At 73.4% G+C, this 15,305-nt stretch carries 14 protein-coding genes and 3 pseudogenes; 6 read left to right on the plus strand and 11 right to left on the minus strand.

Going from position 1 to position 15,305, the window contains the following annotated elements; genetic code table 11:
* Positions 1-23 precede the first annotated feature (23 nt).
* From QK440_RS23960 to QK440_RS23970, 3 genes are all read right to left on the minus strand, one after another.
* The gene (locus QK440_RS23960; protein WP_282795247.1) at positions 24-3,362 is read right to left on the minus strand and encodes an RHS repeat-associated core domain-containing protein; all 3,339 of its coding nucleotides are present in this window, start codon (positions 3,360-3,362) and stop codon (positions 24-26) included.
* Between the two features lie 163 nt (positions 3,363-3,525).
* Positions 3,526-3,924, minus strand: coding sequence for a hypothetical protein (locus tag QK440_RS23965; RefSeq protein WP_282795248.1), 399 nt, complete (start codon positions 3,922-3,924; stop codon positions 3,526-3,528).
* A gap of 562 nt (positions 3,925-4,486) precedes the next feature.
* Complete coding sequence (locus QK440_RS23970) at positions 4,487-4,891, minus strand: STAS domain-containing protein (protein WP_282795249.1); 405 nt, start codon at positions 4,889-4,891, stop codon at positions 4,487-4,489.
* Between the two features lie 108 nt (positions 4,892-4,999).
* On the opposite strand from QK440_RS23970, the gene QK440_RS23975 reads away from it, so the two are divergent.
* Together QK440_RS23975 and QK440_RS23980 are read left to right on the plus strand one after the other, a co-directional pair.
* Positions 5,000-5,359 (plus strand): helix-turn-helix domain-containing protein, encoded by a 360-nt coding sequence (locus QK440_RS23975; RefSeq protein ID WP_282795250.1) that lies wholly within the window; start codon positions 5,000-5,002, stop codon positions 5,357-5,359.
* Positions 5,360-5,463: 104 nt separating this feature from the next.
* Positions 5,464-5,889 carry a DUF3592 domain-containing protein gene (locus tag QK440_RS23980; protein ID WP_282795251.1) on the plus strand — a complete coding sequence of 142 codons (426 nt, stop codon included), beginning with the start codon at positions 5,464-5,466 and terminating at the stop codon, positions 5,887-5,889.
* Positions 5,890-5,943: 54 nt separating this feature from the next.
* Here QK440_RS23980 and QK440_RS23985 read toward each other — a convergent pair whose 3' ends face one another.
* Entirely contained in the window at positions 5,944-6,828 is an 885-nt protein-coding gene (locus QK440_RS23985; RefSeq protein WP_282795252.1) for a glycosyltransferase, read from the minus strand.
* Positions 6,829-6,845: 17 nt separating this feature from the next.
* Complete coding sequence (locus QK440_RS23990) at positions 6,846-7,034, minus strand: hypothetical protein (protein WP_282795253.1); 189 nt, start codon at positions 7,032-7,034, stop codon at positions 6,846-6,848.
* 355 nt (positions 7,035-7,389) lie between these two features.
* Here QK440_RS23990 and QK440_RS23995 point away from each other — a divergent pair, with 355 nt between their 5' ends.
* The gene (locus tag QK440_RS23995) at positions 7,390-7,857 is read left to right on the plus strand and encodes a hypothetical protein (protein WP_282795254.1); all 468 of its coding nucleotides are present in this window, start codon (positions 7,390-7,392) and stop codon (positions 7,855-7,857) included.
* A 150-nt stretch (positions 7,858-8,007) separates the two neighbouring features.
* On the plus strand, positions 8,008-8,946 hold the full coding sequence (locus tag QK440_RS24000) for an aminoglycoside phosphotransferase family protein (RefSeq protein WP_282795255.1): 939 nt from the start codon (positions 8,008-8,010) through the stop codon (positions 8,944-8,946).
* Between the two features lie 6 nt (positions 8,947-8,952).
* Here QK440_RS24000 and QK440_RS24005 read toward each other — a convergent pair.
* Together QK440_RS24005 and QK440_RS24010 are read right to left on the minus strand one after the other, a co-directional pair.
* A pseudogene (locus QK440_RS24005) lies at positions 8,953-9,111 on the minus strand (SAM-dependent methyltransferase); the annotation flags it as partial.
* Between the two features lie 245 nt (positions 9,112-9,356).
* The gene (locus tag QK440_RS24010; protein ID WP_282795256.1) at positions 9,357-9,908 is read right to left on the minus strand and encodes a DoxX family membrane protein; all 552 of its coding nucleotides are present in this window, start codon (positions 9,906-9,908) and stop codon (positions 9,357-9,359) included.
* A gap of 184 nt (positions 9,909-10,092) precedes the next feature.
* On the opposite strand from QK440_RS24010, the pseudogene QK440_RS24015 reads away from it, so the two are divergent.
* Positions 10,093-10,318: pseudogene (locus QK440_RS24015) on the plus strand (nuclear transport factor 2 family protein); the annotation flags it as partial.
* A gap of 49 nt (positions 10,319-10,367) precedes the next feature.
* On the opposite strand, the gene QK440_RS24020 reads toward QK440_RS24015, so the two are convergent.
* From QK440_RS24020 to QK440_RS41460, 4 genes and pseudogenes are all read right to left on the minus strand, one after another.
* Positions 10,368-11,267 carry a PhzF family phenazine biosynthesis isomerase gene (locus QK440_RS24020; RefSeq protein WP_282795257.1) on the minus strand — a complete coding sequence of 300 codons (900 nt, stop codon included), beginning with the start codon at positions 11,265-11,267 and terminating at the stop codon, positions 10,368-10,370.
* A 143-nt stretch (positions 11,268-11,410) separates the two neighbouring features.
* Positions 11,411-11,878, minus strand: coding sequence for a lamin tail domain-containing protein (locus tag QK440_RS24025; RefSeq protein ID WP_282795263.1), 468 nt, complete (start codon positions 11,876-11,878; stop codon positions 11,411-11,413).
* 238 nt (positions 11,879-12,116) lie between these two features.
* Complete coding sequence (locus QK440_RS24030) at positions 12,117-12,848, minus strand: SDR family oxidoreductase (protein WP_349239317.1); 732 nt, start codon at positions 12,846-12,848, stop codon at positions 12,117-12,119.
* Positions 12,849-12,983: 135 nt separating this feature from the next.
* A pseudogene (locus tag QK440_RS41460) lies at positions 12,984-13,322 on the minus strand (hypothetical protein); the annotation flags it as partial.
* Here QK440_RS41460 and QK440_RS24035 point away from each other — a divergent pair.
* Positions 13,321-14,952: an alkaline phosphatase D family protein gene (locus QK440_RS24035; RefSeq protein WP_282795259.1), complete on the plus strand. Its 1,632-nt coding sequence runs from the start codon at positions 13,321-13,323 to the stop codon at positions 14,950-14,952. The pseudogene QK440_RS41460 and the gene QK440_RS24035 overlap by 2 nt on opposite strands.
* Positions 14,953-15,305: the final 353 nt, after the last annotated feature.

Genomic DNA, 15,305 nt, shown 5'->3' on the forward strand with positions numbered 1-15,305 from the left:
TAGCCCTTTCTGTCAGCGGGTGCTCAGGTCCAGTCCCAGCCGCCGATCGCGGCTCCCCCGACGTAGCTGCCCACTTCGTAGCCGATGTCGGTGGCGGCGGCGGCCTTGCCGCCGACGCCCGCGGCCTTCATCGCCACGCCGGTGCCGCCGCTGGCCGCGCTCAGGATCCCTGTCGCCGCGATCTGGCCGGCGGAGTCTCCTTCCAGCACGCCTCCCGCGACACCGAGGCCGGTGCTCAGCGCCGCCGCGCCGACGGCTACGCCGACGCCGCCGACGGGGGCCAGGGCGGCCGCGCCGACCACGGTGCCGGCGACGCCCAGGGCGTTGCCCCACTGCTTCTTGTCCAGGCCGAGGAAGTCCAGGCCGCTGGGGTCGATGCGGTTGACGGGGTCGCCGGCCGCGTAGGCGTAGGGGTTGCTCTCCTTGCCGGACGGGTCGGGCTGGGTGAAGCGGCCCAGGTGCGGGTCGTAGTAGCGGGCACCCATCTTGTACAGGCCGCTCGGGTCGAGGTAGGTGCCGGTGTAGCGGTAGGGCTGGTTGGTGCCGGTGGTGGTGCGGGCCTCGCCGTAGGGCCCGTAGCTGTAGGTGGCGGTGCGCTTGCCGCCGGCGTCGACGAGGCCGATGACGCTGCCCTGGACGTCGGTGAGGTAGTACTGGCTCGCTCCGCCGGTCGTCATGGCTGTCAACGTGCCCGAGGGTTCGCGGACGAAACCGGTGGTGTTCTCCCGGGTCATGCCGATGGCGGCGTTGGTGAAGGACGAACTGCCGCGCGTGAGGCGGTCGTTGTTGTCCGTGCCCGCGTAGGTGTGGGCCGAGGACGCCCCGGAGGCGGTCAGGTCGGACAACTGGGTGAAGGGGGTCCACCGGCCGTCCGAGCGGGCGCCGGTGGGGGAGGCGGCGGAGGTCTCGTTGCCGTCGCCGTCGTAGGTGAATCCGGTGTTGCCGTCGAGCGAGGTCAGTTCGTTGGCGTTGTTGTACTCGCGGACCGACTGGGCCTTGTCGCAGCCGGGCAGGCTGGTTCCGGTGGAGCGGCCCGTGATGTTGCCGGCCTTGTCGTAGCAGTAGGCCCAGCCCGCGGTGGTCGAGCCGTTCCTGGACTCCACCGCCTTGGTCAGGCGGCCCTTGGAGTCGTAGATGTAGGCGAGGGCGGCGCCGTCGGTGGTCCGCTTGTAGATCTTGTCGCTGTCCTTGCCGGACTTGTTGTAGTCGTAGGCGATCGTGGACAGGACGGTGGAGCCGTTCTTGACCTCGATCTTCTGGGCACGGCTGGACTTGTCGTAGTCCGTCTTCTGCACCGTTCCGCCGGGGTAGGACGTGGTGGTGCGGTCGCCGTTCTTGTCGTAGTCGTAGGTGGTCCTGGCGCCGCCGGGCTGGGTGAGTGCGGTGAGCTGGTTCGCGTCGTTGTAGTCGTAGGTGAGGGTGCCGCCGGCGTCGGTGGCGGTCCTCACGTTGCCGGAGGCGTCGTAGGTGACCCCGCTGCCGCCGCCGGCCGGCAGGGTGCGGGTGCGCTCGCGGTTCTGCTCGTCGTAGGTGTAGCTGCTGGTGCCGGCGGGGGTGGTGCGGGTGGTGATGTTGCCGTCGGCGTCATAGGTGAAGGTCGCCGTCCGGCCGTCGCTGGTACGGGTCTTGAGCCGGTCACGCTGGTCGTAGGTGTGGACGGTCCTGACGCCTCGGCCGTCGGTGACCGTCTCGGTGCGGCCCAGGGCGTCGTAGGTGTACGTCAGGTCGCCCTGCGCGGAGGGCCGGTCGACCTTGACCAGGTTGCCCTTGGCGTCGTGGGTGAAGGAGGTCTTGTTGCCCTCGGGGTCGGTGGCCGAGCACCGCTGGCCGGGCAGGCCGCCGCAGTCCATGGCGCCGGACCCGGGGTTGTAGTCGTACGTCCACTTGGCGCCGTCGGAGCCCGTGGTGGTGTCCGTCTGCGAGGTCATGTTGCCCGAGGTGTCGTACCCGTTGGTGACCTTCTCGCTGCTGGCGGAGGTCAGGGTCTCGGGGTAGTGGCCGCCGGCCTTCCGGGTCCAGGCCATCGTGGACTGGGCGCCGGTGGGCTGGGTGGCGGACGCGGGGTTGAACGCGTCGTCGTAGTCGAACTTGACGGTGTTGCCCGGGGTCGAGCCCACGCCCATGCCGTCGACGGCACTGGTGACGTTGTTGTCCGGCCCCCACGTCCGGGAGCGTTCACGGCCCAGGGGATCGGTGGTCTTGGTGACGCGCCAGCGGGAGTCCACCGTCTTCTGGGTGTTCTTGCCCCGCGGGTCGGTGATGCGGACGACGCCCTCGGCCTCGCTGCCGGGCTGCGGCAGGATGTAGCGGAAGGCGGTGGTGGCGCCGGTGCCGGCCGCCTTGTCGACGACCCGGGTGATCGAGGCCAGCCGGTTGGTGTCCCAGGTGAAGCGGGTTTCGCGGCCCTCCGCCGTGGTCACCTTGGTCATGCGGTGCGAGGCGTCGTAGGCGAAGACGGTCGTTTTGCCGTCGGTGTCGGTGAACTTCTCCAGGTCGTCACCGGACCACGTGTAGGACGCGGACCGCCCCGTGTTGTCGGTGACCTTGGTGATCTTCCTGCCGTCGTTGTCGAAGGTCAGGGTGCGTCCGGAGGCGGCGGTGACCTTCGAGGCGAAGGCGCCGGAGTAGGTGACGGTGGTGGCGTTGCCGTTCTTGTCCTCGACCTTGCTCACCCGGGCGTCCCCGGTCGTGCCGGACCGTGAGAACGTCGTCTTCTGCCCGTTCTTGCGCGAGGTGAGCGTGAAGGACTTCTTGTCGGCGGACTCGCTCAGGTCCTGCTTGTAGCCGGGGGCGGGGGTGAACTTCGAGCCGTCGCGCTCGAAGACGGCGATCGTGCCGGAGGGCCCCTGGACGTAGACCGACGAGCTGTTGGGTTCGTGGATCAGGTGGTCGCCGCCGGTGGTGGCCTTCCAACCGGTGTTCAGGCCGTTGTACGCGTGCCCCAGGGACAGGCCGGGTCCCGCGTCGGCGATGTCGAAGGCGCTCACGCTGACCAGCAGGTTGCCGTTGCCGTAGTTGACCTGGGCGCCGACGCTGTCCGACAGCGCCGCCTTGTAGAACTCGGACCAGGGGACCTGGCCGATGCCCAGGCCCTGGAACGTGGACTGCAGGATGCCGGGCGTCACCAGCTCCCGGTCCTCACCCGGCACTCCGACGGGAGTGCTGGCCGGTGCCCTGGTCTGCCCCACCGGGGAGGCCGGGTGCGGCGGCGCGGGCCGCTTCCCGGCGCCGGGTGACGCCGACGCCTGGGCGGGAAGTAAGACGGCCAGCAGGGCGGCGCCCGCGCCCGCGGCGACCGCGGCGGTGGCGGCGGAGCGTCTGCGGCGTCTGTTCCGCCTGTTTCCGGGCATGACGAAGTGCACGAGGGGCTCTCCTTGGCTCGTTGCGGCTCGTTGCGGATACGTTCGGGTGCTCGCGGCCGGTCGTCGGGACCGGGGCCTCGGCGCGGGCCAGGGCCTCAGCGCGGGCCAGGGCCTCGACGAGGAACAGGGCCCCGGCGGGATGCGGGCCCGCGCCGGGAGCGGGTCAGCAGCGCTTGGACGTCCTGGCGGCGTAGGTGCCTTGCTCGCCGGTGATGGTCAGCGCGCCGTCACCGGAGGTGCAGTCGTTCACGGTGTCCGCGCCGTTGCCCCAGAACTCCTGGTGGTGGGTGCCGAATTCGTGACGGGCGCCGATCAGCGACTCACGGTCGTAGGACCAGACGCCGACCTGGAGGTCGAAGGTGATGTCCTTGTCCAGGAAGGACTTCCACACCCACACGTAGCCGTAGTTCTCCTTGCACGCGGGCGAGTAGAACTGCTTGACGGAGGCGATCTTCTCGGTGCCCCGGTAGGCGTACGAGGTGGTGCCGATCTGGTACGCGTCCGAGCACACACCGGCGGCCTGCGCACGCGCGGTCAGCGGGTTGCCCGTCTCGGACGGCACGGTCGACACGGGAGGCCGCTGGTCAGGCGTGGGCGTCGGCCCCGTGCCGGCGACCGCCGTACCCGCACAGGCCAGTGTCGTTGCGAATCCTGCCGCCGCGAGCGACAGCATGCGGTGAGCACGCTTCACGTGCGATCCCTCCCCTGGGCATGCGGAATCGAACAGCGAGTGCCGTTCGATGTCGCATGAATGAAAGGCGCATACCTTGATGCGCCTTCACATCATCGCGATGGGGTCGTGCGGACTGTGTAATTCCGTGCATTGACCACGGTGTGTGAGGAGGTTGACGCCTCGTCATCGAACGGATTCCGCGGGCATCCGCCTTCGAATCCGTGCTTTGGAGTGCCCCCTGGGGCGGAAGGGGCGGAGCGAGACAAGAGGGCACTCCGCATCCACGGCCACCCCATGAGGTGTGACATGCGTCACGGGAATGACCCTGCTACTTCGGGGCACCCGGAGCTGTTTCGGTGCTCACGGGCCCTGTCTGCCGCGAGGGCGCCCGTCCTCGTGAGGGTGCTCGTCCTCGGTCGCCGCGTGGCGCGTCGGTCCGGCGCCGGTGGCGTCAGGACGCCGCCGCCTCCTCGACCGTCCGCCGGATCTCCAGGACGCTGTCGACGCCGGTGATCTCGCAGATGCGGCGCACCTGGGGCGAGGGGGCGACGACGCGCAGCGTGCCCGTCTGGTGGGTGAGGAGCAGGACGTTCAGGAACGTCGAGTCGGCGAACGTGACGGCGGAGGCGTCCAGGACGACCTTCGGGTACTGCTTCGCCGCGGTCTCCAGCGCCTCCCGCAGGGGCGTGATCGAGCCCATGTCGTACTCGCCGTCCGCGACGACGACCCACGCCCCGCCGCACGCGTACTGCCGTACCTCCGGGCCGTACGGGGGGTACGCGGCGGCCCGGCCGGACGCCGGTGACCCATGGGCGGTGCTCATCAGCGTCGGCAGGGCGTCCTTGTCCCAGGGCACCTTCGGGCTCCTTCTGTGGCGCTCCCGCGAGGGAACACGTCGTCGGTTACCGGAAAAGTATGTCATGTAACAGACTTCCGGCAACCATCGTCCCCTAAAATGCCGGGCATGGCCGGAGTACCTGAGTCCCACACGGGATGGACGTTCATCACCAGCCACGCGCGCGTGCTGGCAGCCATCGCCGACAACCCGAACATCCGCATCCGCGAGATCGCCGCCCACTGCCGGCTCACCGAGCGGGCCGTGTCGCGGATCATCTCCGACCTGGAGCAGGACGGGTACCTGTCGCACACCCGCGAGGGGCGTACGAACACCTACCGCATCGATCCGGACAAGGTGCTGCGCCACCCCGCCGAAGCCGGGCTGTCCGTGGCCTCGCTGCTCTCCCTGCTCGTGCAGGACGAGTCCGAGCGCGCCGGCGCCCCGGCCGCCGCCCCGGGGCGCCGCCTGGTGGACGCCGACGCCTGAGCCCGGCGCCGGGCTCCGACCCGGGACGGCCCGGATGTGCCGCCCGGGGCTCCTGCCCGCCCTTTCGCCGCAACCGGCGCTCCCGCGCACGCGTCACCTCCCCCATGGAACGCGCATGGCTCATCTCCCTCGTCCCCCTCGCGATCGGCACGGTCTTCCTCGGCTTCGGCGCCTCCGGCCTGCGCCGCGCCCAGGTGCTCGGCCGCGTGGGTGTCACCGCCCGTGCCCGGATCGTCCGGTACGAGGTCAGGCGGGGTGAGGACGGTGCCCGGTTCCACCACCCGGTCGCGGCCTGGACCACTCGGGACGGGACGGAGTGCGCGTACGCGTCCAGGTTCGGCCGCGGAACCGCCGGCGGCGGGTTCGGTGTGGGGGCGTACGTCACCGTCCGGTACGACCCTCAGGCCCCGCACCGCTTCGTGATCGAGGGCTGGGACTCGACGGCGGTGGACCGGCTGTTCCTCGTACTGGGGCTGGTGCTCACCGTGGGGACGGCGGCGGTGGTGCTCGCCCGGCTGCTCACCCTGTGACCGTGGTCGGCCGCCCCCGGGCCGCCCCGGCTCCCGATCGGCCCCGGCCGCCGGTCAGATGATGGGCGGGCGGCCCAGGCGGGTCATCAGCCAGACCGTTCGCCAGCGCATCGGGCGGCGCTCGCCCGCGGGGGTGCGGACGCCCTCGACGAAGCCCGCCGCCCACGCGCGCAGGCCGCCGAGGGAGCGGGTGCGGGCGACGGTGAGGAGGGTCCAGACGGCCAGGTAGAGGGGGATGAGCGGGACGGGCAGGCGGCGGCGGGCGAGCCAGACGCGGTTGCGGGCCGTCATGCGGTGGTAGACGGCGTGCCGGGCCGGGGACGTCTTGGGGTGCTGGAGCAGCAGCGCCGGCTCGTAGAGGACCTTCCAGCCCGCGTCGAGGGCGCGCCAGGCCAGGTCCGTCTCCTCGTGCGTGAAGAAGAAGTCGGCGGGCCAGTCGCCGGTCTGCGCCAGCATCTCCATGGAGAAGGCGTGGCCGCCGCCGAGGAAGGACGTGACGAGGCCCCGGCGCATCGGGTCCTTGGCGCGCAGCCGCGGCACGTGGCGGCGCTGCGTCTCGCCGTGCTCGTCGGCGATGCGGAAGCCGACGACGCCGAGGCGCGCGTCCTCGGCGAACAGCCGCTGGATCGTGCGGAACACGTCGGGGTCGACGAGCAGGCCGTCGTCGTCCAGCTCGACGGCCACGTCCACGTCGCCGAACTCGCGCAGCCGCCGCAGGGCCACGTTGCGGCCGCCCGGGCAGCCCAGGTTCTCGTCCAGCTCGACCGTGGTGACCTCGCCGGGGTAGGCGGGGAAGTCCGGCAGCTCGGTGCCGTTGCCCACGACGACCACGCGGGTGGGCGGGACGTCCTGCTTGGCGACGGACTCCAGCAGGGCGTCGACGTCCTTGGGGCGGTTGCCCATGGTCACGATGGCCACACCCAGGCGCGGTTCGGACACGGGGGAGGCCTCCAGGTCTAGTCGTGGTCGAGTCGTGGTCGTCGTCGGGTCGTTGTGCTGCCGCTGCCGCTGCCGCTGCCGCTGCCGCTGCCGCTGCCGCTGCCGCTGCCGCTGCCGCTGCCCCGCCGTGGTGGTGCCTTGGTGGTGCCGGGCGGCGTGACGGAGTGGCGGTCCCGGTGATCGTAGCCGTTCACCGGTGTGTTCATCGCACGACGGGGCTCGTTCAGGCGATCGCCCCGGTGGCTGCGCCGGACGGGGGAGGTGGGCCTCGCCTGCGGGTGGTGTCCGTCCCGCCCGCGCGGCGTGGCGACTGGCGGTCCGTGACGCGCGGCCCCCTCTCGCGACGGGTGACTCGTGGCCCGGCGCGGTAGGCGGGCGGCGCGTGCGCGACCTGTTTTGGTCGTGACATGACAAGAATCATGGAGGCGGCCCTTGCGGCCTCCGGAGGGCCGTGCCTCAATGCCCCCAATCCGGCTCGCTGACGCCCCGTCAGCAAAACGCGGGATGCGCCGCGTCGGGCGAGCCGGTACCCCACACTCCCCCCATTGAAGGCAGGCCCTCATGAGGCACGGCAGACTCGCGCTCCGTTCCGCACTCGGCACCGGCGTGCTCGCGGTGAGCGCCCTCGTCCTCGCCCCGGCCGCGGCCGCCGTGGACCCGCAGACGGCGACCCTCGACTTCGAGTGCGGCTCGTACGGCTCCGGCTCGGCGACGCTCAAGGCCGCCCAGAACGGCACCAGCGCGACCATAGAGCTCTCCACGTCCGCGATCACCGCGCCCGTCCCCATCGGCGCGGGTGCCGTCAACTCCACCCTCACCCTCACCAGGAACGGCACCGGCACCACCACCTTCACCGGCAACGCCAATCCGGCCCTGCCCGCGGGCAGTCCGGTCTCCACCGGGCCGCTCAACGGCACCGTCGCCCTTGGCGACAGCCTCTCGGCGAAGTCCCTCAGGATCGTCGTCTTCGGCATCACGGTGACGTGCAACGCCACCTCGGAGCAGAAGCCGGGGCCCTTCGTCTTCTGACGCCCCCGCCGGGCACCACCGGGGCGCCGTGGCCCGGACGGCGGGCCGCGGCGCCCCTCCGGGGCTCCCCTGCGCGATCGCTCCCGTGCGCGATCGCCCCCGTACGAAATCTTGTTGTCGCCGCGCGGCGGCCCGCCTACGGTGCCGCTCATGCTGCCCCCCGTGTACACCGGCGAGGAGTGGGACGCCGTCGTCCCGGACGAGACCGTGATGCGCCCGGGAACGGAGGACCTGTGCGCGCGGCTCGGCCACGCCGGGGCGCCCCTGACCCGCTTCGGGGAGGGCTCGCAGCCGGTGTACGCCGTCGGGGACGCGCTCGTCCTCAAGCTCTTCCCGGGCGCGGCGGCCGCCGACGGCGCCACGGAGGCCCGGGTCCTCGCCCATGTGCACGGCAGGCTGCCGGTCGCCACGCCCGAGGTGCACGCCAGTGGCGCGTACGAGAACGGCTGGCGCTACGTCCTGATGTCCCGGCTGCCCGGCGAGGGGCTGCACCACGCCTGGCCGCGCGTGCCCGAGGGCGGCCGGGAGCGGCTGGTCGCGCGCGCCGGTGAGGTGCTCGCGGCGCTGCACGCCCTCGACCACGCGCCCCTCGCGGACACCGTCGGGCCCGGCGACTGGGCCGCGTTCGTCGACCGGCAGCGGGCCGGCGCGGTCGAGCAGCAGCGCGCCAAGGGGCTCCCCGAACACTGGCTGGAGCAGATCCCGGACTTCCTGGCCTCCGTGCCGCTGCCCGCCGACACGGGCCGCCGGGCGCTGCTGCACACGGAGTTCATGCGGGACCACCTGCTGGCCGCGCCCGCGCCCGGCGGCGGTGGCTGGGAGCTCACCGGCCTCTTCGACTTCGAGCCCGCGATGATCGGCGACCCGGCGTACGAGTTCGTCGGCGTCGGCCTCTTCGTCACCCGCGCCGACCCCCGCCTCCTCGCCCGCCTCATGGCGGCGTACGGCCGGACCTTCGAGCCGCGCCTGCTGCTCGCGTACACCCTGCTGCACGTCTACAGCAGCCTGCCCTGGTACCTGCGCGAGCTGCCCGCCCCGCCCGAGCCGACGCTCGACGCGCTGGCCGAGTGCTGGTTCGGGCGGGCGTAGGGCCGGTCAGTCCACCGGTATGAGGGTCAGGTAGGCGACGCCGAGCACGCGGCGGTAGCCATGCAGCCAGGCCGCACGGTGCCGGTCGGCGCGCTCGCGCACCTCCGCGGCCCGGGGGTGCCCGGCGTGCGAGGCCAGCCACTCCTCGATGTCCCGGCTCCATCCCCTGGCCCCCCGAAATCGCCGCTCCGCGGCTCGTCCTCAAACGCCGGACGGGCTGAGGATCTCTACCGCAGCCACGGCTGAGACGTTCAGCGCGGCCACGGCTGAAGATCTCAGCCGCGCTCGGCGGAAATATCCAGCCCGTCCGGCGATTGAGGACGAGGCCGGAGGCCGATGAAGGCGGGGTCCAGGGGCGGCAGCTCCTGGTTTTCGGGAAGGGGCGGGGTTGGGGGGAGCCCCCGGCAGGGTCAGGCGGGCGGCGGGGTCTCGCGCAGCGCGCGGGCGCGGGCCGTGAGGACGGCGGCCGTGCCCGCGGCCGTGGCGAGCAGGGCTGCCGGGGCCATCCACGGGCGGTTGAGGACGTCGCCGAGCGCGTGGTCGGCGGAGAGCCGCCCCGGCCCGGTGACCGCCAGGGCCGCCGCGGCCAGGCCGAGGACCGCGGGGTACTCGAAGCCGCCGCTCTGGTTGAAGAAGCCGTTCGGCGCGTGCACGGGCGCTGCCCCGGCCATCGCCCCCGCCGCCGCGGCCCCGGCCACCGGCGTGGCCAGCCCGAGCGCGAGCAGCGCCCCGCCGCCCACCTCCGCGGCCCCCGCGAGCAGGGCGTTGGTCCTGCCGGGCCGGTAGCCGACGGACTCGAACCACGCGCCGGTGCCCTCGAGTCCGCCGCCCCCGAACCAGCCGAACAGCTTCTGCGCCCCGTGCGCGGCGAGCACCGCGCCCACGCCCGTGCGGAGCAGCAGCAGGCCGACGTCCTGCCGACCGCGGCAGGCGGACTGAGGGGTACGACGACGACAGGTCACGGCAGCTCCCGGGCGGGCTCGGAGTCAGGAGGGTCGGCGGGGACGCGGGGGCGCGTCCCCCTCCGCTCTCAACGGTCCACCGGGCGCGGCCCGCGCACCCGGTGCGGCCCGCCGTCCGGGTGAGCGGTCACACAGTGTGCGCGGGCCGGTGGCGGGGCGGGCGCCCCGGTGTGGCCGTGGAGCCATGACCGTCCCCGCCGACCGGCTCGCCGACCCCGCGGTCAGGCCTTCGTCACCGCCTTGAACGGCGGCGACCGGTCCGGCCTGCGGCGTGTGCCCGCGACGTCACCATGTCCGGCGACGGCCGGACGCCGGTCGCCCGGTACCGCGACGACACCCGGGGCGAGATGCGTACGTGGTGGTGGCGGTCCACGGTGGCCGAGGGGAACGTCACGCGCTTCGAAACCGGCGCCGGGCCGGGCCCGGCCCTGACCGCGCAGGGCGCCCCGGGGCCGGTGCTCACCCCGGGATGCGTACCGCCGTGCCCGAGACGCGGACCCGGGCGTCCTCCTCGCGCAGGGTGACCGTGAGCAGGCCGGGGCGGCCCATGTCCGTGCCCTGGTGCAGGGTCAGCTCCGCCGTGGCGCGGACGAGGCCCAGCTCGCGCGCGTAGGCGCCGAACGCGGCCGCCGCCGCGCCCGTCGCCGGGTCCTCGACGACACCGCCGACCGGGAACGGGTCACGCACGTGGAAGACGGTCCCGGACGCGTGGGCGTCGTCCCGCCACACCAACTGCACCGTCGTCAGGTCAAGGCGCAGCATCAGCGCCCTCAGCCGCTCGAAGTCGTACGACAGGTCGGCGAGCCGGGCGCGGGTCGCCGCCGCGAGGACGAGGTGGCGGGCGCCCGCGAAGGCGATGCGCGGCGGCAGCGCCGCGTCGAGGTCGGCCGCCGCCCAGCCGAGGGCGGCCAGGGCCTCGGTGACGTCGGCGGCCTCGGCCTCGGCCACGTACGGCTCCACGCTGGTGAGGGTGGCGCGCAGCGCGCCGTCGGCCTCCGCGACGGTCACCGGGACGGTCCCGGCCGGGGTCGTGAACACGAGGTCGCCGGGCCCGTCGCGCTCGGCCAGCGCGACCGCCGTCGCCACCGTGGCGTGCCCGCAGAAGGGGACCTCCGCCTGCGGGCTGAAGTACCGCACGGTGTAGGCGCGTTCACCGGGGCCGGTGCCGGCCGGGCCGGGTGTGAGGAACGCCGACTCGCTGTAGCCGAGGTCGGCGGCGACGGCGAGCATCCGCGCGTCGTCGAGTCCGGCGGCGTCGAGGACGACGCCCGCCGGGTTGCCGCCCGCGGGGTCGGTGGCGAACGCGGTGTAGCGCAGGACCTCGGGCGGCTTCGCGTGCTGGTCAGCGGTGTGGGTCATGCCGGACGACAACCGCCGCGCGGCCGGGGGCATTCCCGGCGGCGCGGCGGTCGTGCGGCGGTCGTACGGCCGCCGCACGGCAGTCGCACAGCAGTCGTGCGGCGGTGGGACGGCAGTGGGACGGCGGTGGTGCGGGCCGGGGCTCAGTGGCAGTTCTTGGTGCCGCGGTCGCGGGTCGTCCACGCGCACGAGTCGAGCTGCGAGCCGTTCGGCCTGATCAGGCGGGCCTTGTCGCTGGTGTTGTTCCACACGTGCCAGGAGCGGCCCCAGTAGCGCACGCCGGAGGCGTTGGTGCCCTTGCCGGTGCGGACCTTCACGGTCTTGCCCGCGCCTATCTTGTAGCTGCCGAAGGTGTACGTGTAGCCGGTGTTGTCCTTCAGCTTGTAGCCCTTGAGCTGGATCGCGCTCCGGGAGTTGTTGTGGATGTTCACCCACTCACCGTTGACCGAGGTCCGGGAGCTGCTGTCCCGGCCCGGGCTGTCGTACTGGACGTAGCCGATGTGCAGGCCACCCTGGTGGCGCGGCGCCGCGGACGCCGGGGCGGCGGCGAGCAGCGGGGCCGTGACGGCGGTGGCGGCGAGGACGGCCGTGGCCGCGGAACGAATGCGCAACATGTGCTCCGTGTGTGAAGTTCGTGTGGAGAGCTGCTGAGCATAGCCGGGCGCCACCGGCTCCGGGCGGGACTCCGGCGCATGACCGGAATTCGCCCCCGGCGACGTACGGCATTCGTACGACTCCGGGTGGTCGCGGGTCGTGTTCCCTGCCTCAAGTACGCGCCTGTGTGCGGCGGATGGTGCGCCAGGGCGGCCGTGGGGGCGGCGGAGGCGACCGGGGAGGAGCTGGAGGCGGTCAGCCGCGTCCGATGTACGGCATCGCCGTCGCGAGGACCGTCGCGAACTGGACGTTCGCCTCCAGCGGCAGCTCCGCCATGTGCCGCACCGTCCGGGCCACGTCCGCCACGTCCATGACCGGCTCGACCGCCGTCTCGCCGCCGGCCTGGAGGATCCCGGACCGCATCCGCGCGGTCATGTCGGTCGCCGCGTTGCCGATGTCGATCTGCCCGACGGCGATGCGGTACGGGCGCCCGTCCAGGGACAGCGACTTGGTCAGGCCCGTGAGGGCGTGCTTGGTGGCGGTGTACGCGACGGAGTGCGGGCGCGGGGCGTGGGCGGAGACGGAGCCGTTGTTGATGATCCGCCCGCCCTGCGGCTCCTGCTCCTTCATCTGCCGGAACGCGGCCTGGGCGCACAGGAAGGCGCCGTTGAGGTTCGTGTCGACGACGTGGCGCCAGGCGTCGTAGGGCAGGTCCTCGACGGGGACGCCGCCGGGGCCGAACGTGCCCGCGTTGTTGAAGAGCAGCCCGAGCGGCCCGAACCGCTCGCGCGCGGCGGCGAAGAGGGCGGCGACGTCGTCCGGCGCGCTGACGTCGGTGCGCACGCACAGCGCCTGCTCCTCGGCCCGCTCCATGGGCCACTCTCCGGCCCGCTCCGTGGTCTGCCCCGTGGCCTGCTCGGCGGCTCGCTCCCCGGCCCGCTCCCCGGGCCGCTCTGTGGTCTGCTCGGTGGCTCGCTCCCCGGCCAGCTCCGTGGCCTGCTCGGCGGCTCGCTCCCCTGGCCGCTCCCCGGCCCGCCCCGTCGTCTGCTCCGCGGCCCGCTCCGCCGCTTCCCGCGCGGCCAGGGCCGCGGTCTCGCGCAGGGGCTCCTCGCGGCGCCCGGCGAGCACGACCGACCAGCCTTCGCGCAGCAGTTCGAGGGCGACGGCGCGGCCGATCCCGGAGCCCGCGCCGGTGACCACGGCCGTCCTCGCGGCGCCCCGCGAGGCCGCTCCCGGGGCCGTCCGGGGGATCTCCGGGGGCGTCTCCGGGCCCGCTTCCGGGGCTGTCCCCGGGTCCCGCGGAGATGCTGTTCGCTCAGCGTTCATGGGCCCGCAGCGTACGGGAGGGTCCGCAACACGGACATCATCTGCCCGCCATGTGGCTGTTGTGTACGCGACAGTCCCACGTCGTCCCCCGCCACTCCAATGCACCGTACAGCCATCGTCCGGGGAGGGGCACATGACAGCCACAGGACAGCACGCACCGGAACTCCGCGCCGCGGCACGCCACTTGGGCCGACGCCGTTTCCTGACCGGGACCGGCGCGGCCGCCGCGCTCGCCTTCGCCACCAACCTGCCCACGGCGGGCGTCGCGGGCGCCGCCGAGCTCGACGCCGCCCGGGTCGCCGCCGACCCGTTCACGCTCGGCGTCGCCTCCGGCGACCCGCAGCCCAACTCCGTCCTGCTGTGGACCCGGCTCGCGCCCCGCCCGTACGAGGAGAACGGCGGCCTGCCCGCCCGGCGCGTCACCGTCCACTGGGAACTCGCCCACGACGCCCGCTTCCGCCGCGTCGCCAGACGCGGCACCGCCGTCGCCCACCCCGAGTTCAACCACGCCGTGCACGTCCAGGTCGACCACCTGGACGACGGCCGCGTCTACTACTACCGCTTCCGCACCGGCCGGTGGACCTCCGAGACCGGCCGCACCCGCACCGCCCCGTCCGCGTACGGCCGCGTCGGCTCGCTCACCCTCGCCGCCGTGTCCTGCCAGGCGTACCACGACGGCTACTTCACCGCCCTCAAGCACCTCGCCGAGGACGACGTCGACGTGGTCTTCCACCTCGGCGACTACCTCTACGAGTACGCCGTGAACTCCGCCGGCGGCGCCCGCAAGTACACCGACCGCGTGCTGCCCGACGTCTTCAACCGCGAGACGCTCACCCTCGACGACTACCGGCGCCGGTACGCGCTCTACAAGTCCGACCCCGACCTGCGCGCCGCCCACGCCGCGCACCCCTTCGTCGTCACCTGGGACGACCACGAGACCGAGAACAACTACGCGGACGACGTCCCCGAGAACGACGTGCCGCCGGAGGAGTTCCTGCTGCGCCGCGCCTCCGCGTACCGGGCGTACTGGGAGAACCAGCCGCTGCGCCGCCCGCAGCGGCCCTCCGGCCCCGACATGCGGCTCTACCGCCGCCTCGGCTGGGGGCGGCTCGCGCAGTTCGACATCCTCGACACCCGGCAGTACCGCTCCGACCAGGCGTACGGCGACGGGGCGCACGTGCCCGGGCCCGAGACCCTCGACTCCAAGCGGACCATCACCGGGGCCACCCAGGAACGGTGGCTCATCGACGGCTGGCGCCGCTCGCGCGCCCTGTGGAACGTCGTCCCGCAGCAGGTCACGTTCTCGCAGCGCAAGTTCGACCTGAACCCCGTCGCCAAGGTCAGCATGGACGCCTGGGACGGCTACGTGGCCTCCCGGAACCGGGTGCTCGCCGGGGCGAAGGCCGCCGACGTCGACAACCTCATGGTCCTCACCGGGGACGTCCACGTCGGGTACGCCTTCGACATCAAGGCCGACTTCGACGACCCCTCGTCCAGGACCGTCGGTACGGAGATCGTCGCCACGTCCGTCGCCAGCGGCAAGGACGGGGCGGAGAGGCCCGCCAACTGGGACACCTACATGCGGGCCAACCCGCACCTGAAGTTCTACAACGGGCGGCGGGGCTATGTGACCGTGCGGCTCGGGCGGGAGGAGGCGCGGGCGGACTTCAAGACCGTGGCGGCGGTGACGACGCCCGGGGCTCCGCTGCGGACCGCGGCGTCCTTCCGTACGGCCGCGGGCGAGCCGGGCCTCCACCCGGCCTAGCCCCCTGGTCCCGGGCCCCGCCCCGCCGCTCCGCGCCGGACACCGCCCACCCGCCCACCCGCCCGGCCCCGGCGCCCAGGCTCGCCCCCGACCTGGCAGCCGCCGGTCGTCTGCCGCTCCGCGTCGGGTGTCTCCCGCCCGCCCACCCGTGCGGGCATGGCGGGCGGGCGCGACCCCGGCCTGGCGGCTTGCCTCGCCGTTGTCGGCTTTCCGTGATCCACCGCTCCGCGGTGGATGTTCCCCCACCCGCCCGCCCGTTGAGGGCGGACCGCCGCCCCACGCGAGGCGACGGCCTTACAGCCCGTCCGGGGTTTGAGGGAGAGGCGCGGGGCGCCGGGGGGGGGAGAGGGGCG

This window comes from Streptomyces sp. CC224B (assembly GCF_030010595.1).
GTDB classification, from domain to species: Bacteria; Actinomycetota; Actinomycetes; order Streptomycetales; family Streptomycetaceae; genus Streptomyces; species Streptomyces longispororuber.

What these genes read in the sequence shown, in the direction of transcription:
- QK440_RS23975 (WP_282795250.1), top strand. Translation starts at nt 5,000, where the DNA reads ATGGCCGGAGTACCTGAGTCCCACACGGGATGGACGTTCATCACCAGC.
- QK440_RS23980 (WP_282795251.1), top strand. Translation starts at nt 5,464, where the DNA reads ATGGAACGCGCATGGCTCATCTCCCTCGTCCCCCTCGCGATCGGCACG.
- QK440_RS23990 (WP_282795253.1), bottom strand. Translation starts at nt 7,034, where the DNA reads ATGAACACACCGGTGAACGGCTACGATCACCGGGACCGCCACTCCGTC.
- QK440_RS23995 (WP_282795254.1), top strand. Translation starts at nt 7,390, where the DNA reads ATGAGGCACGGCAGACTCGCGCTCCGTTCCGCACTCGGCACCGGCGTG.
- QK440_RS24000 (WP_282795255.1), top strand. Translation starts at nt 8,008, where the DNA reads ATGCTGCCCCCCGTGTACACCGGCGAGGAGTGGGACGCCGTCGTCCCG.
- QK440_RS24020 (WP_282795257.1), bottom strand. Translation starts at nt 11,267, where the DNA reads ATGACCCACACCGCTGACCAGCACGCGAAGCCGCCCGAGGTCCTGCGC.
- QK440_RS24035 (WP_282795259.1), top strand. Translation starts at nt 13,321, where the DNA reads ATGACAGCCACAGGACAGCACGCACCGGAACTCCGCGCCGCGGCACGC.